The following is a 19,870-nucleotide window of genomic DNA, read 5'->3' on the forward strand; positions in this document are numbered from 1 at the left end:
CCCGCCCCCCCCGCCCCACGACCGCACGGAATGGTCATCCTCGGCGGATCGTGCCGTTCCCCGTCAGGGAACGGTCCCCTGCGGACAGGATGGTCACCGCTTGGCAGCGGAGGACTTGGGGTTGGTCACGGGTAGCCGGATCAGCTCCCAACCGCCCTCCGGGACGTCATCCTCCGTATCGGTCCGCAGGTTCATCGGGTTCCCCATCCCGAGGTAGATCGCTGACCGGTCGGCCACCATCGTGCGGATCCCGTAGTTGAGGTAGTTGCCGAGCCCGGTGGTGTCCACCGGCTTGGCCGCCTTCTTCGGGTTGTCGAACACCCACAGGTCGGCCCCGTAGGATGCCGGGTCGGGCTCGCCGAGCGCGGCCTCGACCGCGCCGCCGACCGTCGGCGGCAGGTCCTTGCCGACATAGCTCCAGTCCATGGTGCCGACATACAACGAGTCGCCGGTCACCACCATCTTCCAGGTGTAGTTGTTGTACTTGTTACCGAATCCGGCTGGGCCGAACTTGGGCTTGTAGCCGGTCGGGCGGAGCTGCCATGCGCCCGCCCCGTCGTTCGCCTCCGGATTGAACGCGGGCAACTCTGAGGCGCCGTACAGCAGTTGGGCCTTCGCCTTGCCCTGGTCGAAGTTGCTGGCCCGGAAGATGCTCGTTGAGCGCTGTGTGTTCTGGACCGCGATGCTGCCCTGCTCGTCACTCGCCGGCCTCTGCCGGAGCGTGTGCGTCTGCGTGGACTTCAGCGGTACGTGCATCGTGCCCCAGTAGAGGTGGCCGCCGTAGGAGGCGAGGCCGCCGAGGCCGTACGACGCGGCCACGACCGGGTCCGGCTCGTACTGGGACACGCTCCACACCTGCCGCCAGGAACTGGCGTCGGCCGTGGTGAGACCGCGCTTTCCGGTGGTGAGCCACTGGCTCATCCACACGCCGGCGATGGTCTGGGCCTGCACACCACGAGCGACGCTGGGCCAGGTCGTGACGAACAGCCGTCCCTTGTGTGCGACAAGGTCCGCGACCTGCGCCGGCAGCTTGCCCACCACGGTGAACTTGAACGGACTGGACGTGTTGCCGGCCCAGCGCAGCACCGCACCGCCGGCCAGACCGTCGGGCCCCAGACCGACGCCGGCGTAGAGAGCACCATCGGCCACGATGATGTGCCGGATCGTGCCGTACTGGGCGACGGTGGTCGACCCCAGGTACCGGCCGGACTTGGCGTCGAAGGCGAACAGGTTGATGCCGACGATGCCCGGTCCCCCGAGCAGCACGACGCCGTTGTGCGAGCCGGCGGCCCGGATCCCCACCGTCGACTCCAGCCGTAGCCGGTCGGCGCTGGACTTCCCCGCGATGGCCCCGGTCTTGTCGGTCAGTTTCCGCGTTGACGTGTCGTAGAGGTAGACCCTCGGCGGACGCCAGTCGCCGGCTGCCGGCGGTAGCAGTGGGCTCTTCGCCCGCTGTGGGCTCTCGCCGAACTCGCACACGTAGTCGTCGTTCTCGATCGGCTCGATCTCCGCGAGACTCAACCCGAGGGTGAGGCAGTGGACGTTCGCGGCCGTCCCGAACCACAGGTGGTTGCCGGATTTGGTCAGACCCCACACGTACGACTGATTCACCTTCGGTTTACCGGGTTCGCATTCCCCTCCGGGCGAGATCGCGCCGATCCCGCGGAAGCACTCGTCCGGGCTGGCCTTCGCCAACAGTTCTGGTTCGCCGGTCGACGATGCCAGTTGTCTGCCGGTCAGCTCTGTCGACGGTCTGCCCGCCGCCGGTGGCGAGGCTCTGCCGGTTTCGCGCGGCGACTGTCTGCCGGCTTCGGGTGGCGCGTCGTCGAGCAGTCGCTCCTGTGCCGCCGGTCCGGCGTTGACGGTGCCGTCTGCCGGCGGCAAGGCGGCGAGCGCCAGCGTGGTCGCCAGTACGGTCGCCGTGGGGAGCAGTGACCGGGTAACGATCCGGGTCCTGTCCATGCGTGATCCTTTCCTGGAATAGCGGTTCGTCGCGTGCCTTGTCGCCACGAACATCGACTTGGGTGGATGACCCGAGAACGGGACCGCCTTACGGGCAGGGCGAAGCGCCCGCTGTCGCGGGGAGCGACGCCCAGGGCGAGGAACGCTGATGCCCTACCCCGAGATCGGGGCGGCGGCGGTGTCTGCCGGCTGTCCCGGACAGCCGCCTCAGGTCAGCTGGAACTGGTACGAAGACGAATGTGGTGCCCCATCGACAGCTCCAGCCCAAGTAGGTGGCAACTAACTACATCGCGACAATAGCTCACGAAACGGGCGTTAGGTGCAGTGAGCGTGGAACTCGGCGGCCGACCGGCCCCGTGGGGTGGGCGACCTGGCGTGACTCGGGGGCGGAGCCGAGCGGTCGCGGACACCGCGTCGTGCCGCTGTTGTCGCAGGTCAGAGGCGGTGAGGCGACGAAACAGGATAGTCCATCCGCAAGATCCATAGTCTGCTTCTAGGCAGATAAAAGCTGACAGTTCTCTAATCTTGGCCTTCGGCCTGCTGCACGTAGAATCGTCCCAAATAGGAGCAGGGTCAGTCGGCGCCCACCGAACGTCACCGACACGGATCGACCGGACCAGAGCTGAAGTAGCGCTCTTCGAGGTCAAACGCGCCCTCGTCCGGCCAGGACCGGTGGATGAGCGCGGCGGATGAGGTGGCGGAGCGCCGGCACGCCTAACCCGATGACGGGAGTTCGATGAGTACTGCGCCCGCCGGGAGTGAGCCGGTCATCGTCATCAATCCCTGCGGCGGAGTCGAGCCTGGTCCGCGGATCGTGGCGGCCGCCGGTGCCGGCGGCGGCATTGGCGTGTTCGATCTCGCCGGAGGTGACCGCCGGACGTTGGACGCGCTGGAACAGGCGGTGTCCTGGTCGGCCGGGCCGATCGGGGTACGGGTTCCGGCGGGTTGCGCCGCCACGCTGACCGAGGTGGAACGCGTTGCGGAGGGCCGCGTCAACCTGGTGGTGCTGCCACCGGACAGTGCCTGGTCGCTGGCTGCGGCCGCGCGGCGGCATCGGGTGCTGGTGGAGGTGACCAGTCGTCGGGAGGCCCGTGCGGCGGCTGCCGCTGGTGCCCACGGGGTGATCGCGCGCGGTTCGGAGGCGGGCGGGCGGGTCAGTGAGCTCACTGCCTTCGTCCTGTTGCAGCAGTTGCTGGCCGACGAGGCGTTGGGCTTGCCGGCGTGGCTGGCTGGTGGCGTCGGGCCCCGTACGGCGGCCGCCTGCGTGCTGGGTGGGGCGGCCGGTGTGGTACTCGACAGCCAGTTGGCGCTGATGCCGGAGTCGGACCTGCCGGAGGACGTACGGGCCGTGATCGGCCGGATGGACGGCACGGCGACGGTGCTGCACGACGGCGTGCGGGGGATACGCCGTGACGGCCGGCCGGACGGCACGGGCGAGGTGCTGCCGGTAGGTCAGGACGGCTGGTTGGCGGCGGTGTTCCGGCAGCGGTGGGGGAGAACCGCCGCGGCGGTACGCGCCATCCGACGGGCGATCGCCGAAGCCACCGGAGACGCCGGGTCGGGTGGGTTGCTGGCGCCGGGTGCACCGCTGGCGCGGGCGCTGGATGTCCGGATACCGGTCGCGCAGGGGCCGATGACACGGGTCAGCGATGTGGCGGGGTTCGCGGCGGCGGTGGCCGGTGACGGCGCCCTGCCGTTCATCGCGCTCGCCCTGGCCAGCGGCGAGCAGTCCCGGCGGATGCTGCGGGAGGCCGCGCAGGCGCTGGGTGGGCGTCCGTGGGGCGTGGGCGTGCTCGGCTTCGTCCCGGAGGAGCTACGGGCGGCGCAACTTGCGGAGGTGCGGGCGGCCCGGCCGCACGTCGTGATCATCGCGGGTGGCCGGCCGGCGCAGGCCAAGGCCCTTGAGGCCGAGGGCATCGGGGCGTTCCTCCATACCCCGTCGCCGGGTCTGTTGCGGCAGTTCCTGCGCGCCGGGGCGCGCCGGTTCGTGTTCGAAGGCGCCGAGTGCGGTGGGCATGTGGGGCCGCGGACGAGCTTTCCGTTGTGGGAGGCGCAGATGCTGGCGTTGGAGGAGTTCCTCGATGGCACGCCGGCCGGGACCGCCGCGCAGGTACAGGTGTTCTTCGCCGGTGGCATCCATGACGCGCGTTCGGCGGCGATGGTGACGGCGTTGGCGGGACCCTTGGCACGGCGCGGTGTGCAGGTGGGCGTGTTGATGGGTACCGCGTACCTGTTCACCCGGGAGGCGGTCGAGTACGGGGCGATCCAGCCGTTGTTCCAGCGAGAGGTGATCGCGGCGACGGGTACGGCGCTACTGGAGACGGCGCCGGGACACGTGACACGCTGTCTGCCCAGCCCGTACGTCGACGACTTCCAGCGGGTGCGGCAGGAGCTGGTCGCGGCGGGGGCGGCCGGCCGGCAGGTGTGGGAACGGCTCGAGATGCTCAACGTCGGCCGCCTGCGGATAGCCAGCAAGGGCCGACGGCGCGACGGAGACGCCCTGATCGCGGTGGACGAGGCGGGTCAGCACGCCGAAGGGCTGTTCATGGCGGGCCAGGTCACGGTGCTGCGGAGCGCGCAGACGACAGTGGCCGCCCTGCATGCCGAGGTGACCGTCGGGGCGCAGCGGTTCCACGCCGAGCGGATCGAGGCGTTGGCGGCGACGCCCGATCCGGGGGCGGAGCGGCCCGACCCGGTGTCGACCACGCCGCTGGATGTCGCCATCGTCGGTATGTCCTGCGTCTTCGCGGACTCGCCGGACCTGGCCAGCTTCTGGCAGACGATCCTCAGCGGCCGGGATGCCGTCACCGAGGTACCCGCCGAGCGGTGGGCGGTGGACACCTACTACGCGTCCGAGGTGGCGCCGGGACAGGCCGGTCGGATCAGCGTGTCGAAGTGGGGTGGTTTCATCGCGCCGGTGCCGTTCGACGCGATCCGGTACGGCATTCCACCGGCGGCCCTGGCCAGCATCGATCCGACCCAACTGCTGGCCCTGGAGGCCGCGCACCGGGCCCTCGTCGACGCCGGGTACCGCTACGACACGCCGGACATCGACCACCGCCGTACCGGGGTGGTGTTCGGCGCCGAGGCGGGCAGCGACATGGGGCACGCGCAGACGCTGCGGACGATGCTGCCCGCCTATCTGGGCGAGGTACCGGCGGCCCTGCGGGACCAGTTGCCCGTGGTCACCGAGGACTCGTTTCCCGGTGTGCTGGCCAACGTGATCGCCGGGCGGATCGCGAACCGACTGGACCTGGGCGGGCCCAACTTCACGGTGGACGCGGCGTGCGCCTCGTCGCTGGCGGCCGTGGACGCGGGCTGCAAGGAACTCGCCGCGGGCACCAGTGACCTGATGATCTGCGGCGGCGCCGACCTGCACAACGGAATCAACGACTACCTGATGTTCACCTCGGCGCACGCGCTGTCCCCGACCGGCCGGTGCCGTTCGTTCGACAGCACCGGAGACGGCATCGCCCTCGGCGAGGGTGTCGCGTGCGTGGTGCTCAAGCGACTCGCTGACGCCGAGCGCGACGGTGACCGCGTCTACGCGGTCATCAAGGGGGTCGGTGCCTCCAGCGACGGACGCGCCCTCGGCCTGACCGCCCCGCGTCCGGAGGGGCAGCGCCGGGCGCTGATGCGGGCGTACGCACGCAGCGGTATCTCCCCGCGACAGGTCGGGCTGGTCGAGGCGCACGGCACCGGCACCGTCGTCGGTGACCGCACCGAGTTGGAGACCCTGACACGGCTGTTCGTCTCCTCCGGTGCGCAGCCGGGCAGTTGTGCGCTCGGCTCGGTGAAGTCCCAGATCGGCCACACCAAGTGCGCGGCCGGGCTCGCGGGTGTGCTCAAGGCGGCGCTCGCGCTGTACACCGGCGTCACACCACCGACCATCAACCTGACCCGCCCCAACCCGGCGTGGGATTCGCGGCGCAACCCGTTCGCCTTCTTCACCTCGGCCCGCCCGTGGAGCGCTCCGGCAGCCGAGCGGATCGCCGGAGTCAGTGCCTTCGGCTTCGGTGGCACCAACTACCACCTGGTGCTCGCCGCGCACCCACACACACCCGAACCGCGCCACGCGCGTCAGGAATGGCCGGCGGAGCTGTTCTGCTTCCGCGGCCCCGACCGGCCCGCCGCGCACCGGGCCGTGCAGAAGCTGGCCGCCACGCTCCGGACCACCGACCGGTACGGCCGGCCGTGGCGACTGCGCGACCTGGCCGCCACCGCGGCCGCCGAAGCCGACCCACGCTCCGGCCCCGTCCAGGTCGCGATCGTCGCCCGCGACGCCGGCGAACTCGACCGGCTGCTGCACCGCGCCCTGGCCGACGAACACGACCCCGGACAGGGGCTGATCCAGCCACCCCAACCGCCCACGGGTGCCGGCACAGCCAGCGGGAAGGTGGCGTTCCTGTTCCCTGGACAGGGCAGCCAGTACCCCGGCGCCCTCAGCGAACTGTTCGTCACCTTCCCCGAACTGCGCCGGTACCTCGAACTCGGCGCGGAGTGGGCGGACCTGTTGTTCCCAGCGGCCGCGTTCGACCCGGACACCGAACGCGTCCAGCGCGAGCGGATCCGCGACACCCGGGTGGCCCAGCCCGGGCTCGGCATCGGCGGACTCGCCGTCGACCACCTGCTCCGCCGACTCAACGTCCAGCCCGACGTCACCGCGGGGCACAGCTACGGAGAACTCGTCGCGCTCTGCGTCGCCGGCGCCTACGACCCGCGAACCCTGCTGGAGCTCAGCCGGCGACGCGCCGACGCGATCCTGACCGCCACCGGCGACGATCCCGGCACCATGGCCGCGGTCATCGCCACCCCGGAACGCCTCGGCGCGGTCCTGGACGGTGCCGGCCTCGCCGACCGGGTCGTGCTGGCCAACCGGAACGCCCCCACCCAGCAGGTGATCTCCGGTCCCACGCCCGCGGTGCGGGCGGCGGTCACCGCGCTGAGGGCCGCCGGCCTGACGGCACGCGAGCTCAACGTCGCCTGCGCCTTCCACAGCCCGCTCGTCACCGCCGCCGTGGAGCACTTCGCGCAAGTGCTCGCCGCCCAACCGGTCACCCCACCGGAGGTGCCGGTGTGGTCGAACCGTACCGCCACCGTCTACCCCACCGACGCGGACCAGGTACGGCACGAACTCGCCGCCCAGGTCGGCGCTCCGGTCCGCTTCGTCGAACAGATCGAAGCCATGTACGCCGACGGCGTCCGCACGTTCGTCGAGGCCGGCCCCGAACAGGTACTCACCGGTCTGGTCCGGGCCATCCTGGCCGACCGGCCGCACCTCGCCGTCGCCTGCGACCGGCGTACCGGCGAGGGACTCCGTGACTTCCTCCTCGCCGTCGCACAGCTGACCTGCGCCGGCGTACCCGTGCAGACCGGCTGGCTGTTCCACGGCCGCGACACCGTCGAGAGCACCGTGACGGCGTCCGACGGCCACCCGTTCTGGACCGTTGACGGGCAACTCGTCCGCGACCGCGATGGCGGCAGCCTCGCCGGTGGCATGACGCCCCCACGACGCATCAAGGAGCCGTCGATGACAGCTACAGTCGCTCCCACCACCGACAACCGTGACAACCATGCCGGGCGGGAGGGCCGTGACAACGGTGCCGGGCGAGCGGGCCACAACGAACCACTCGTCGAGTTCCTCCGGACGAATCGCGAGTTGATCGCCTCCCAGCGCGACGTCATGCTCGCCTACTTCGGCACTACCAGCGGTGCGCCGCCCGCCGGGCGACCGTCGGCGACACATTACGAAGCAGGCTCGCCGGTCGGCGTCGCAGCCGTCGCGGCGGGTCCGCCGGCGCCGGTACCGGCACCGCCGGCCACAGCGGCGGACCGAGCCGTACCGGTCTCGCCCGCGCCGGCCGACTCCCGGGCTCCAGTCGCCTCGACGCTGGCCACGATCGGCCCGCCAGCGTCGGTTCCACCCGGGCCGACACCAGCCACGGCACCTGGGTACGGGCCTTCCGCCATCCCGGGGGCGGGCACCGGTACCAGCGGTGTCGTCGCCGCCGCCCCGCTCGCCACACTTCCGGCGCAGCCGGCGAACCTCGACTTCCAGGGCGCGGTGCTGGCGGTGCTCAGCGAGCGGACCGGTTACCCGGTCGATCTGATCGATCTGGATCTGGATCTGGAGGCCGATCTCAGTATCGACTCGATCAAGCGGGCGGAGGTGGCCGGTGAGGTGGCCGCCCGGCTCACCTTGTCGGTGGAGGGTGACGAGACCGAGCTCGAGGGCCTGGTCCGGGCCCGGACCGTGCGTGCGATGGTCGACTGGCTGACCACCCGGGTGAACCAGGCGATGGCCTCGACGGTGGCGACGGAAACCCTCGCTGTCCCGGTGGCCTCCGCCGGCGCGGCCTCGACGACGAACGGCGCCACCGGGGCGTGGTCGGCGGCCACGCCGGTTGCCCCGGTCGACCCGTCGGCGGGGTCGTCCACGCCCGCCGCACCGACGGCACTGGACTTCCAGGGCGCGGTGCTGGCGGTGCTCAGCGAGCGGACCGGTTACCCGATCGATCTGATCGATCTGGATCTGGATCTGGAGGCCGATCTCAGCATTGATTCGATCAAGCGGGCGGAGGTGGCCGGTGAGGTGGCCGCCCGGCTCGCGTTGTCCGTGGAAGGCGCGGAAGCTGAGCTGGAGGCGCTGGTCCGGGCCCGGACCGTGCGTACCATGGTCGACCTGCTCACCGCCCGGGTGAACGAGGCCGTGGCCGCGACCGTCCCGGCGCTGACCTCGACCGCGGCCGCCCGGCCGACACCGTCCACGGCGTCGACCGGAGCACCGACGCAGGCCGGTCGGACGTCGTCGCCAGCGGTCCCCGCCGGACCCGCACCGCCGCGGCCGGCGACAACTCCGGGTGACGCGGAGCCGGTGGACGTTACGCGTCTCGGTGTCGCACCGACGCGGATGCTCCCCAGGTGGGTTCCGGTCGTGGACGCGCCGGTCCGACCGGCGACGGCGCTCGCGGGTGCCACGCTGCTGGTGACCGGGCCCGGTCCGACAGCCGTACGGGTGGTCGAGTTGCTGCGCCGGAACGGGGCGACCGTGCGCACCGGCACGGTCACCGAGCCCGGCCTGGTCGACGGAGTGGACGGACTGGTCCTGCTCGACGGGTTGGTTGGTGGGCAGCCGACGATGCTGCCCGGGGTGTTCGGATTGATCAAGCAGGTCCTGACCGGCGGGTCGCGTTGGGTGTTGGCGGTCGCCGACCCGGGCGCCGGTGTGGGGGCGGACGGGATGGCCGGTCTGTTCCGCACCATCGCCCGGGAGTATCCGTCGACCACCTCCCGACTGGTGCTGGTGGACGGTGCGGGACCCGCGGAGCGGCTCGCCCAGGAAATCGTCGACGAGTTGCTGGTCGGGGGCGACGCGGCGGTGGTACGGCGCAGCGGAGACAGCCGGTGCGGGTACGACCTGACGCCGTCGAGCCTCGGGGCGCTGGCGGCTGGCGGTGCCGGCCCGGCCGGCGACGGCGTCGCGGAGGCCCGGGCGGCCGGTCTGGACCCTGAGTCGGTGGTGGTGCTGGTCGGCGGCGCACGCGGCATCACCTCCAGGTTCGCCCGGGCCCTCGCGTCGGCCGCCCGGTGTCGTATCGAGTTGGTCGGCCGTACCAACCTGCCGGAGAGCAGGGAGGATCCGTCGTTGGCGGCGGCCACGGATCTGGCGGCGTTGCGGGCGGCGCTCGCGCGGCAGGGCATCGGCTCCGCCGCGACGATCGGCCGCAGGGCCCAGGCGATCCTGACCGGCCGGGAGGTCGAGGCCACCCTGCGGGATCTGGGTGAGCTGGGTGCCAGGGCGCGCTACCACAACCTCGACGTACGGGACCCGCAGGCGACCAGACGGTTGATCACCGAGATCCACGACCGGTACGGCCGCATCGACGGGCTGGTGTACGGCGCCGGGGTGATCGAGGACAAGCTGATCGCCGAGAAGGATCCGGAGTCCTTCGCCCGCGTCTTCCACACCAAGGTGACGGGCGCCCGGGCGGTGCTGGACGCGCTGGACGGGCTGGGCAGCCGCCCGAGATTCGTGGTGCTGTTCGGCAGTATCTCGGCGGTGTACGGCGGCCGGGGCCAGGGCGACTACGCCGCGGCCAACGACGCCCTGGAGACGATCGGCAGCCGTTGGGCGGCCCGTACCGGCAACCGTTGCCTCACCGTCCACTGGGGGCCGTGGGCACCGTCCGAGGGGCACAGCGGAATGGTCAGCGCGGAACTGGGTCGGGAGTTCGCCCGGAACGGCATCGCTCTGATCGACCCCGAGGAAGGCGTGCTGAGCCTGCTGGGCGAGTTGGCCTGGGGCGACCCGGCCGTCACCTCCGTCGTCCACACCGCGTCGGGCTGGTAAGCGGCATGTACGGCGCCCAGATCGCGATCGTGGGGATGGCGGCGCTGCTGCCGGGGGCGGGTGACCTGGACAGCTACTGGCGCAACCTGGTCGAGGGTGTCGACGCGATCAGCGAGGTGCCCCCGCACCGGTGGGATCCGGAGTTCTACGACCCGGCACAGGCGCACCGGCCGGACCGGCTGTACTGCCGGCGCGGCGGCTTCGTCGACGACCTGGCCACCTTCGACCCGCTCAGGTTCGGCATCATGCCGGCGTCCATCGCCGACATCGAACCGGACCAGCTCATCGCGCTGCAGGTGGCCGCCGCCGCCATCGAGGACGCCGGCGGCGCCGACCGGCTGCCCGACGGCGACCGGATCGGCGTGATCATCGGCCGGGGTGGCATCCTCAGCCCCGCCCAGGCCCGCTACGCCCAGCGGGTGCGGATGTCCAGCCAGGTGATCCAGGTGCTCCGGGAACTGATCCCGGGCCTGCCGGAGAGTCAGCTGGACGGGGTGCGGGCGAAGTTCGACGAGCGGCTCGGCGAGCACCGGCCGGAGGGAACCATCGGACTGGTGCCGAACCTGGCCGCCTCTCGGGTGGCCAACCGGCTGAACCTGCGGGGGCCCGCGTACACGGTGGACGCCGCCTGTGCCTCGTCGCTGATCGCGGTGGACCATGCGATCAGCGAGCTGAACAGCGGCCGGCTCGACGCGGTCCTCGCCGGCGGCGTACACCACGTGCACGACATCAGCTTCTGGTCCGTGTTCAGCCAGCTCGGCGCGATCTCGCAGCGCGGCGAGATCCGGCCGTTCGACAGCACGGCGGACGGGCTGCTCATCGGCGAGGGCACCGGAATCGTCGTACTCAAGCGGATGGCCGACGCGCTGCGCGACGACGACCGGATCTACGCGGTGATCCGCGGCATCGGGGTGTCCAGCGACGGGCGCGCCGCGAGCATGGTCAACCCGGCCAGCGCCGGTCAGGTGTTGGCCATCCGGCAGGCCTGGACGGCGGCCGGACTGGACCCGACCGCCCCGGACGCGCTGGGCCTGTTGGAGGCGCACGGCACCGCGACGCCGACCGGCGATGCCGCCGAGATCACCACCATCGCCGAGGCGTTCGGACCGCACCGCAGTGGGCCACGACCGGTGGTCGGCTCGGTGAAGTCGATGATCGGCCACACCATGCCGGCGGCCGGCATCGCCGGTTTGATCAAGGCGGCCCTGGCCGTGCACCGTGGCGTGTTGTTGCCCACGCTGCACTGCGACACGCCACGGCCGGAACTGGCCCGCACCCGGTTCGCGCCGATCACGGCCGCTGAGCCGTGGGAGAGCGACCGGCCGCGTCGCGCCGCCGTCAACGCGTTCGGCTTCGGTGGCATCAACGCCCACGTCATCCTGGAGGAGATCCGGACGGCCCCTCCGGGCGGTACCGGTACGACCAGGCCAGTGACCGCTTCCGGAACGGTGGCCCCGGCGCAGCCGGCTGCCCACGCCAGGGCGGCGGTCACCGTCGAGCAGTCCGACGACGTGCTCTGGCTGGCCGCCCCCGATCCGGCCGCGCTGGCCCGGCTGCTCGACGTCGACGACCAGACCGTGCGCGCCCGTGGCGCCATCCGGGTCCGAGCGGCCGGTCCCGCCGGCTCCCGCCGTCTGGCGCCGGGCGAACGGTGCCGGCTCGGCATCGTCAACCCCGACACCAAACGCCTCGCCACGGCCCGTCGCGCCGTCGCCAAGGGGCAGCCCTGGCGCGGGGCCCGCGACATCTGGTTCAGTCCCGCTCCACTGCTCGCCGGCGAATGCCCCGGCCAGCTAGCCTTCGTGTATCCCGGTCTGGAGGCGGAGTTCGCCCCGCGCACCGAGGACGTCGCGGCGCATTTCAACCTGTCCGGCAGACAGTGGTCCGCCGACGACCTCGGCCGGCACGGCGCCAACGTGATCGAGGTCGGGAAGCTGCTGAACGACGCCCTCCACCGGATCGGAATCACCCCGGACGCGGTCGCCGGTTACAGCATCGGCGAGTGGACCGCCGCGGCCACCACCGGGCAGATCAGCTCGGCGACGATGGACGAATTCCTGGCCGCGTTCAACTCGGCGTCGGCCGAGGTACCCGATCGCGTCTTCGCCGTCATCGGCGCGGCCGCCCAACAGGTCACCCCGCGGCTCGCCCGCACCGCGGGGGTGGTGCTCTCCCACGACAACGCGCCCACCCAGTGCATCGTCAACGGACCCGAGAGCGAGATCGAACCCCTCGTCGAGGAGATGCGCGGGGACGGCATCCTCAGTCAGAAACTGCCGTTCCGCTCAGCCTTCCACACGCCGATGTCCGCCCCCGGGTTGGAGTCGATCGGCGTGGCGCTACGTCGCTGGCAGGTCAACCCCACCCGGGTACCGGTCTGGTCCACCACCCTCCGAGCGCCGTTCCCCACCGAGCCGGCCCAGGTGCTGGAGATCTTCGTACGACACATGCTCGAACCGGTCTGGTTCCGGCAGACCATCCAGGCCATGTACGACGCCGGCTTCCGGGTGTTCCTACAGGTCGGCGCCGGGCAGCTCGCCTCGGTCATCGCCGACAACCTGCGCGGCCGCGACCACCTCGCCATGCCGGTCAACGTCGCCCACCGCAGCGGACTGGACCAACTGCGCCGGGTCGCCACCGCGCTGTGGGTCGAGGGCGCCGCACCGGACCTCGCCGCCCTCGATCCGGTGACCGCACGCCGGGTCCGAGCCACGGCCCCGGTTACCGAGCGACCGGTCAGGCGCGGCCCGATCATGCGGCTCGATCTCGGCGGCCCGCTGGTCCGGCTCGGCGAGGGAGCCGACAAACTGCTCAGCGTATCCGTGTCCGCCGGACCGGCGAGCGTCCCGGCCGGTGCCGGTGAAAGCGTCCCGGCGGGTGCCGGTGAAAGCGTCCCGGATGTTGGCGGCGGGAGCGTCCCGGATGTTGGCGGCGGGAGCGTCGCCGATGTTGCTGGCGGGAGCGTCGCGGCCGGTGCTGGCAGGGCGTGGACCGCGAACGGCCCGAACGGCGCAACCGGCGGACCCGGCCCGGTTGTCGGGGGAGAGGCCACCGTGGCGACGCAGGCCCCGGTGGTCCTGCCGAGATCGCCGGCCCTGGCCACGCTGCACACGCTCGCCGAGCACTCGAGCGCCGCCGCGGAACTCGCCTCGCTACTGGGCGACGCGTCGGACGTCGCGGTCACCGACGGCGGGACCGGGGATCCGGCGCGATCGACGTCGCCACAGGTGCACCGCACGACTCTGCGGGTCGCCCTCGACACCATGCCGTACCTGCGCGACCACTGCTTCTTCGAACAACCCGATGACTGGCCCGACCCGGCAGACCGGTGGCCAGTGGTGCCGGCCACCACCGTCGTACAGCACATGATGGACGCTGCCGAACAGGCCGCCCCGGGTATGCGGGTGGTCGGCGTGCGCGACGCGCGGTTCGGTCGCTGGTTGATCGCCGCGCCGCCGCAGGACGTCCAGATCACTGTCAAGCCGGTCGGACCCGGCCAGCTCTCGGTGATCTTCGGTGGCTACGCCCGCTCGACGGTCGAGGTCGCGCCGGACTACCCGGCCGACCGTCCGGCGGTCTGGCGGCACGACCCGGCCACCGAGCGGCCGCCGCGAATCAGCGCCGAGCAGATGTACGCCGAACGCCTGATGTTCCACGGCCCCCTGTTCCACGGCGTGACCACGGTGCACGCCCTCGGCGACATGCACGTCCGTGGTGTGGTGACCGCCCCGGTCCCGCCCGGCGCGCTGCTCGACAACGCACTGCAGCTGGTCGGCAACTGGCTCATCACGACGCAGCCGTCGCGGACCGTCGCGTTGCCGGTGGAACTCGGACACGTACGGCTCTTCGGGCCGTCGCCAGCGCCCGGTACGGCGTTCGAGTGCGTTGCCCGGGTGCGCTCGATCGACGACGCGCAGCTCGTGGCCGACACCCAGCTCTCCATCGATGGCCGGGTGTGGGCGCAGGTGGATGGCTGTGTCGACCGGCGGTTCGACAGCCACCGTACGGCCCGGCTGGCGGAGCGCTTTCCGGAGCGCCATCCGATGTCGCTGCGGCAGCCGGAAGGCTGGACCATGGTCTTCGACTGCTGGACAGACCTGGTCACCCGCGGCCTGGCCGCCCGCGGCATACTCGGCGCCGCCGGCTACGCCGACTACGAGCGGCAGCCGCCCCGGTCGCGCAAGCAGTGGCTGCTCGGCCGGATCGCGGTCAAGGACGCCGTGCGCTTCCAGTTGTGGGACGACGGCCACACCGACGTCTACCCCATCGAGCTGACCGTCACGAACGACCCGAATGGTCGGCCCCGGGTGTACCCACGGCCCGGCCGCGGGTTCCGCGACTGTGACGTCTCGCTCGCCCACGTCGCCGACCTCGGCGTGGCGATCGCCAGATCCCGCGCGCCCCACACCCCGCCCGACGCCCCCGGCGTCGGCATCGACGTCGCCGAGATCACCGACCACCCGGAGAGCACCGTCACGTTCACGCTCTCCGAAGCGGAACGACGGCTGCTCGACTCGGTCGCCGCCAGCGAAGACCCGCGCCGGTGGTTCACCCGCTTCTGGGTCGCCAAGGAGGCGGCCGCGAAGGCGGAGGGCACGGGCCTGGCCGGCGACCCGCGACGGTTCACGGTGGTGGCCGCCACCCAGGCCACGCTGACCGTCGTGGTCGGGGACCGGGTCTACCAGGTCGCACATCGGGAGGTGTCCAACCCCGAAGACCCGCCCTCCCGGCGGTACGTCGTCGGTTGGACCTGGGGACCCGAGGCCAGCCACTGAACCGGCCCCCCAAAGCGGTATCCGATCAGGAGAAGGGACATCACATGGCTGTGGACCAGGCCAGCATTCTCGCCGACGTCGCCGAGATGCTGCGGGCGATCCGCGACGACGCCGGAGTCGACGGCGAGATCACCATGGCGACCAGGTTCCAGGACGACCTGGAGATGGAGAGTATCGACGTCATCTCCCTCGCCGGCCGCCTCCAGGTCCGGTACGGCGACAGGGTCAATTTCGCCCAGCTCGTCGCCGGCCTCGACCTGGAGTCGGTACGACAACTGCGGGTCGGCCAGCTCGTCGAACACATCGCGGCCGCGCTGAACAGGGCCGACGCCAGCCCCGGCAAGGCGGGTACGCCGGCATGAGTGAGCGTAGCGAGCGAGTCATCAGGTCCGGGGTGGTCGTGCCCCATGGCGGCACGGAGCGAAGCGGGGTGCCGGCATGAGCATCGTGCAGGCCAACGGCCTTTCCGTCCACGTGGAGCAGCTCAGCCCATCCGAGGTGGTGACCGGCATCGCCCCCGGCGCGTACGACACCGCCCCGACCGCCGTGCTGATCCACGGCATGGCCTCGGACACCCTGGCCAGTTGGTACCTCACCCTGGCCCATCCGCTCGCCGCCGCCGGCCTCCGAGTGATCATGTACGACCTGCGTGGGCATGGACACAGCGAACGGCCACCGGCGGGATACACGCTGGACGACTTCGTCGACGACCTGGCGGCACTGTTGGTGTCGCTCGACGTGACCGGTCCGGTGCACCTGCTCGGCAACTCCTTCGGCGGCACGATCGCGTTCGGCTACGCGGCACGTCATCCCGAGCGGGTCGGTGCCATCGCCGGCATCGAGTCCTGCCCGCCCACGACGATGTGGTTCGAGCGGGTGCTGAAGCAGCTCGACAGCGCGGCCGCGTACCTGCCCCGCGAACACGCGCTGGCCGAGATCAGGGCCGAACGCGGGGAGCAGGCCGGCCGCCGGGCAAGGTTGGCTCGGGATGTGCTCGCCGGCACGAGCCTCGTGCGTGACCTGCCGGCCAGCCGCCTGCCACCCGAGGAGCGGATTGCCGCGGTGGGGTGCCCGACGCTGTGGGTGTACGGCGGCGACTCCGCCGTGGTCGAGTTGGCCCCCGAGGTACGACGGCTGCTACCGGAAGCGCGGATTGTCACCGTGCCCAACCAGAGGCACTCCGTCCTGGTCGACCAGCCGGGCGTTGTCCGCGACATCATCCTGTCCTGGCTACGTCGGGACTGTGCTCTCCCGTCCAGCCGCCCGGACGTCGGTGTCTCCCTGCGTGCCGGTCAGGACCAGCCGTCGGCACCGTGATACCAGCCACTGATCCGCACAGTTGAGGAGAACCTCCGATGCAGTCACCGATCCCTGGCAACGCGATCATCATCAGCACCGGTCGGTGCGGGTCGACGCTGTTGTCCGACCTGATCGCCGAGCAGTCCGACACCCTGTCGGTTCAGGAGTTCTTCATGTCGGTGGAGCCCTGGACCGACGCCAACGACGTGGTCAGCGGCGCCGCGTACTGGTCACGGCTGAGCAGTCCCAGACTGGAACTCGCCACTCTCTTCCGGATCGGTCTGGCGCCGGTCGAGGTGTGTTACCCGGAGGACGGCCGGTGGGCCGGCCGCCTCATCGAACTGCCCCGAATCCTCGCGACCACGCTGCCGAAGATCTCATCCGACCCCGACCACCTGTACGACACACTCGCCGAACTGGTTCCCCGGTTTCCCGATCAGCCGGTGGTCCGGCACCACCAGACGTTCCTGGACATGCTCACCACGCTCACCGGCCGGCGACACTGGATCGAGCGTTCCGGCGGCTCCAGCCACGTGGCCCCGTACCTGCTGAAGAACTTCCCCACCGCGAAGATCGTCTACCTGACCCGCAACTGGGCCGACACCGCCCAGTCGATGAGCCGCCACCCGTCCTTCCAGTTCCTCCAGCTCAGAATGGAGTCACTCGGCCGGTACGGGCTCGACCCGTTCCAGGTCGCCGCCGACGAGCCGGTGCCTGAGGAACTGGAGCGTTACCTGCCCAGCCGCCTGACGGCCCAGACGCTACGCGAACGCGGCCAGGACGTGGAGCGTTACTGGGGCCTGTGCGCGTTCCTCGCCAGCGAGGCTGAGCAGGCCATCGCCGATGCCCGGCCGAGGGAACTGCTGACGATGACGTACGAGGATCTCGTCGACGATCCGCTGACGCAACTCGGGCGACTGGGCCGGTTTCTGGCCTTCGACGACTGGGAGACGTGGGCGCACCGGGTGGTCGGGTCGGTCCAGGCACGACCTCGCCGGCAGGAGAAGGCACCGTTCTGAAGCGAGCCGCTGACGCCTCCGGACCCTACCCGCCAACCGCACCACGTCGGCCCTGATCAGCGGCCTGTCACCGGGCGGCGCCGCCGGTTACGCGGTGGCCGCCGCGACGGCCGCTTGCGGGTCCTCGCCGCGCGGCGATCCGCTCACGGTCGGCACCCCTGCCGCCGCCGTGGTCTGCCCGGCGGGCGTCACCGGGGGCGGGGGAGTGTAGCCGAGTTCCACGGAGATCTGGTTCGCGGTCTCCAGCAGCAGCGGAAGGTTGGTCTTCAGTTCGTCGAGGCTCGCGATGACCTCGATCGCGGTGAGCGAGACGGCGGCGACGACCTGGCCGCGGTAGTCCCTGATCGGTGCCGCCACGCACATGACGTAGGCGTCGTGCTCACCGTTGTCGGTGGCCCAGCCGTTCTCGCGGATGCGGGCGAGTTCGGCTTCGAGACGGTCGCGGTCGGCGAAGGTCGTGTCGGTGAACTGCTCGAAGACGACGTGGGACAGGAGCCGATCGCGTTCCTCGCGGGGCAGGTACGTCAGTATGATCTTGCCGACGGCGCTGGCGTAGAGTGACACCGCGCGCCCCACCCGGGACGGCAGCTTCACGGCGTCGAACGCCCGGCTGTCGACCTTGTCGATATAGATGATCTCGTCACCGGTCAGTTGCGCCAGGTGCACGGTGTGCCCGGTTTCGTGTTGCAGGGTACGTAGCTGCGTGGCGGCGAGCTGTCGCAGGTCCATCGAGCCGAGCGCGAGTTCCGACAGTTCGATCAGTCCGCTGCCGAGCACGTAGGTCCCCGCGCCGGTTCGGCGGACGAATCTCGCGGACTCCAGCGTCTGCAGGGTCCGCAGGGCCGTGGACTTGTGGACGCCGAGCACGTCTGCCGCCTCGGTGAGTGTCAGCGGGTGCTCCGCCGATCGACGCAGAAGGTCGATCGCGCGGCGAATCGACTGCGACACAGTCGGTCCTCCTCGTGCGATGGATGCGCTCGTCGGTTACGCGCCCCGGTCGGTCGGTGACTGACTGGCCGAGTCGGCGTTGCGCATCATGCAATGTAGTTGACGCCCACTGCAATCGCCACTTGACGCCGTTGCGCATGGCGCTACGATCGTTGCAATTTTCCAAGGCGACCTTGACTCGTAACAGGAGCGTAACGATGAGTAAGAGATCCGCGCGCCTCGGTATCGCCGGGGCGACCTGTGCTCTCGGCCTGGTGGCCGCCCTGCTGACCGGTTGCGGCGGCTCCGACGGCGGTTCCAGCGATGGCGTCACCAAGCTGACCTTCGCCGCCTCGACCTTCGGCGACCCCGGCCGCGGGCCACTGCTGACACAGTGGATCGAGGAGTTCAACAAGAGCCAGGACAAGGTGGAGGTTTCCGCCGCGGCCGTGCCGTACCCGACCTTCGGCCAGACCGTGCTCACCCAGATGGGCAGTGGCAAGGGACCCGACCTGGTCCGCTTCGACATGCCCGAGTTCGAAGCCGCCGCCGACGCCGGCCTGATCGCGCCGCTCGACGATCTCGTCGACGTCAGCAAGTACAACCTGCTCAAGCAGCCGGACCAGTTCATGGTGCACGACGGGGTCCGGCACGGCATCATCTTCGAGGCATCGAACTACGCGATGTTCTACAACGCGGACCTGATCCCGCAGCCGCCGACCACGTACGAGCAGTTCTTCGCCACGGCGAAGTCGCTGACCAAGGGTGACGTGTACGGCCTGGCCTTCCGGCAGACGGAGGCCGAGGAAGCCGGCGTGTGGCAGGACATCTTCAACTACGTCTACGGCTTCGGCGGCGCCTGGTCCGACGGCAAGAACCTGACCATCAACTCGGCCGAGAACCTGAAGGGGCTGCAGGCGTTCAAGGACCTGTACGACGCGAACGTGATCCCGCGCGGCGCGGACGCGGCGACGTTCCGCCGGATGTTCGCCGAGGGCAAGGTCGGGATGGAGCTCAACAACGGCGGGTACGTGACCGCGACCCGTGGCCAGAACGCCAAGCTGAACTTCAGCGTCGCGCCCATCCCGTTCCCGGTCCGCAAGCAGGGCGCGATCCTCGCGCCGATCGTCGTCAACGAGGCGAGCAAGGGTAAGGAGGCGGCGGCCACCTTCATCCGCTGGACGTTGGAGCCGCAGAACCAGGTCAAGCTGCAGGAGATCCTGGGCGCCAGCAGCGTCGCGACGACCACCGAACGTAGTGCGGAGTCGCTCCAGAAGACCCCGTTCCTGCCGGTCTTCGACCAACTCACCGAGTCCAGCCTGCCGCAGATCGTGCTCGGCTTCGAGGCCAAGACGCCGGACATCCGCAAGGTGATCGTGGAGAACGTGGTCGCGGCGCTGCAGGGCAAGGTGGACCTCAGGTCCGCGTTGGACCGCGCCCAGCAACAGGCGAGCGAACTGGCCCGCTGACCGGCCCTCGACAAGCCGACGCGACGGCCTGGTGCGCGGCAGCCCCCTACCTGAGAAGGACCGAACTCG

8 protein-coding genes are annotated in these 19,870 nt (G+C 70.9%); 6 read left to right on the top strand and 2 right to left on the bottom strand.

Going from position 1 to position 19,870, the window contains the following annotated elements; translation table 11 throughout:
- Window positions 1–93 precede the first annotated feature (93 nt).
- Window positions 94–1,962: a hypothetical protein gene (locus V1633_RS32200; protein ID WP_331218091.1), complete on the bottom strand. Its 1,869-nt coding sequence runs from the start codon at window positions 1,960–1,962 to the stop codon at window positions 94–96.
- Between the two features lie 736 nt (window positions 1,963–2,698).
- On the opposite strand from V1633_RS32200, the gene V1633_RS32205 reads away from it, so the two are divergent.
- The 5 genes from V1633_RS32205 to V1633_RS32225 all read left to right on the top strand — a co-directional run bounded on the left by V1633_RS32205 (window position 2,699) and on the right by V1633_RS32225 (window position 17,405).
- Window positions 2,699–10,312: an SDR family NAD(P)-dependent oxidoreductase gene (locus V1633_RS32205; protein ID WP_331218092.1), complete on the top strand. Its 7,614-nt coding sequence runs from the start codon at window positions 2,699–2,701 to the stop codon at window positions 10,310–10,312.
- A gap of 5 nt (window positions 10,313–10,317) precedes the next feature.
- Window positions 10,318–15,087: a type I polyketide synthase gene (locus V1633_RS32210; RefSeq protein WP_331218093.1), complete on the top strand. Its 4,770-nt coding sequence runs from the start codon at window positions 10,318–10,320 to the stop codon at window positions 15,085–15,087.
- Between the two features lie 44 nt (window positions 15,088–15,131).
- The gene (locus V1633_RS32215; protein WP_331218094.1) at window positions 15,132–15,449 is read left to right on the top strand and encodes an acyl carrier protein; all 318 of its coding nucleotides are present in this window, start codon (window positions 15,132–15,134) and stop codon (window positions 15,447–15,449) included.
- Window positions 15,450–15,525: 76 nt separating this feature from the next.
- Window positions 15,526–16,404, top strand: coding sequence for an alpha/beta fold hydrolase (locus V1633_RS32220; RefSeq protein WP_331218095.1), 879 nt, complete (start codon window positions 15,526–15,528; stop codon window positions 16,402–16,404).
- A gap of 38 nt (window positions 16,405–16,442) precedes the next feature.
- Entirely contained in the window at window positions 16,443–17,405 is a 963-nt protein-coding gene (locus V1633_RS32225) for a sulfotransferase (RefSeq protein ID WP_331218096.1), read from the top strand.
- Window positions 17,406–17,492: 87 nt separating this feature from the next.
- Here the strand turns inward: V1633_RS32225 and V1633_RS32230 are convergent, their stop codons facing one another.
- The gene (locus V1633_RS32230; RefSeq protein ID WP_331218097.1) at window positions 17,493–18,353 is read right to left on the bottom strand and encodes an IclR family transcriptional regulator; all 861 of its coding nucleotides are present in this window, start codon (window positions 18,351–18,353) and stop codon (window positions 17,493–17,495) included.
- A gap of 197 nt (window positions 18,354–18,550) precedes the next feature.
- On the opposite strand from V1633_RS32230, the gene V1633_RS32235 reads away from it, so the two are divergent.
- Window positions 18,551–19,801: an ABC transporter substrate-binding protein gene (locus V1633_RS32235; RefSeq protein ID WP_331218098.1), complete on the top strand. Its 1,251-nt coding sequence runs from the start codon at window positions 18,551–18,553 to the stop codon at window positions 19,799–19,801.
- Window positions 19,802–19,870 lie beyond the last annotated feature (69 nt).

Source organism: Plantactinospora sonchi, assembly GCF_036422035.1.
In the GTDB taxonomy this organism is placed as follows: Bacteria; Actinomycetota; Actinomycetes; order Mycobacteriales; family Micromonosporaceae; genus Plantactinospora; species Plantactinospora sonchi.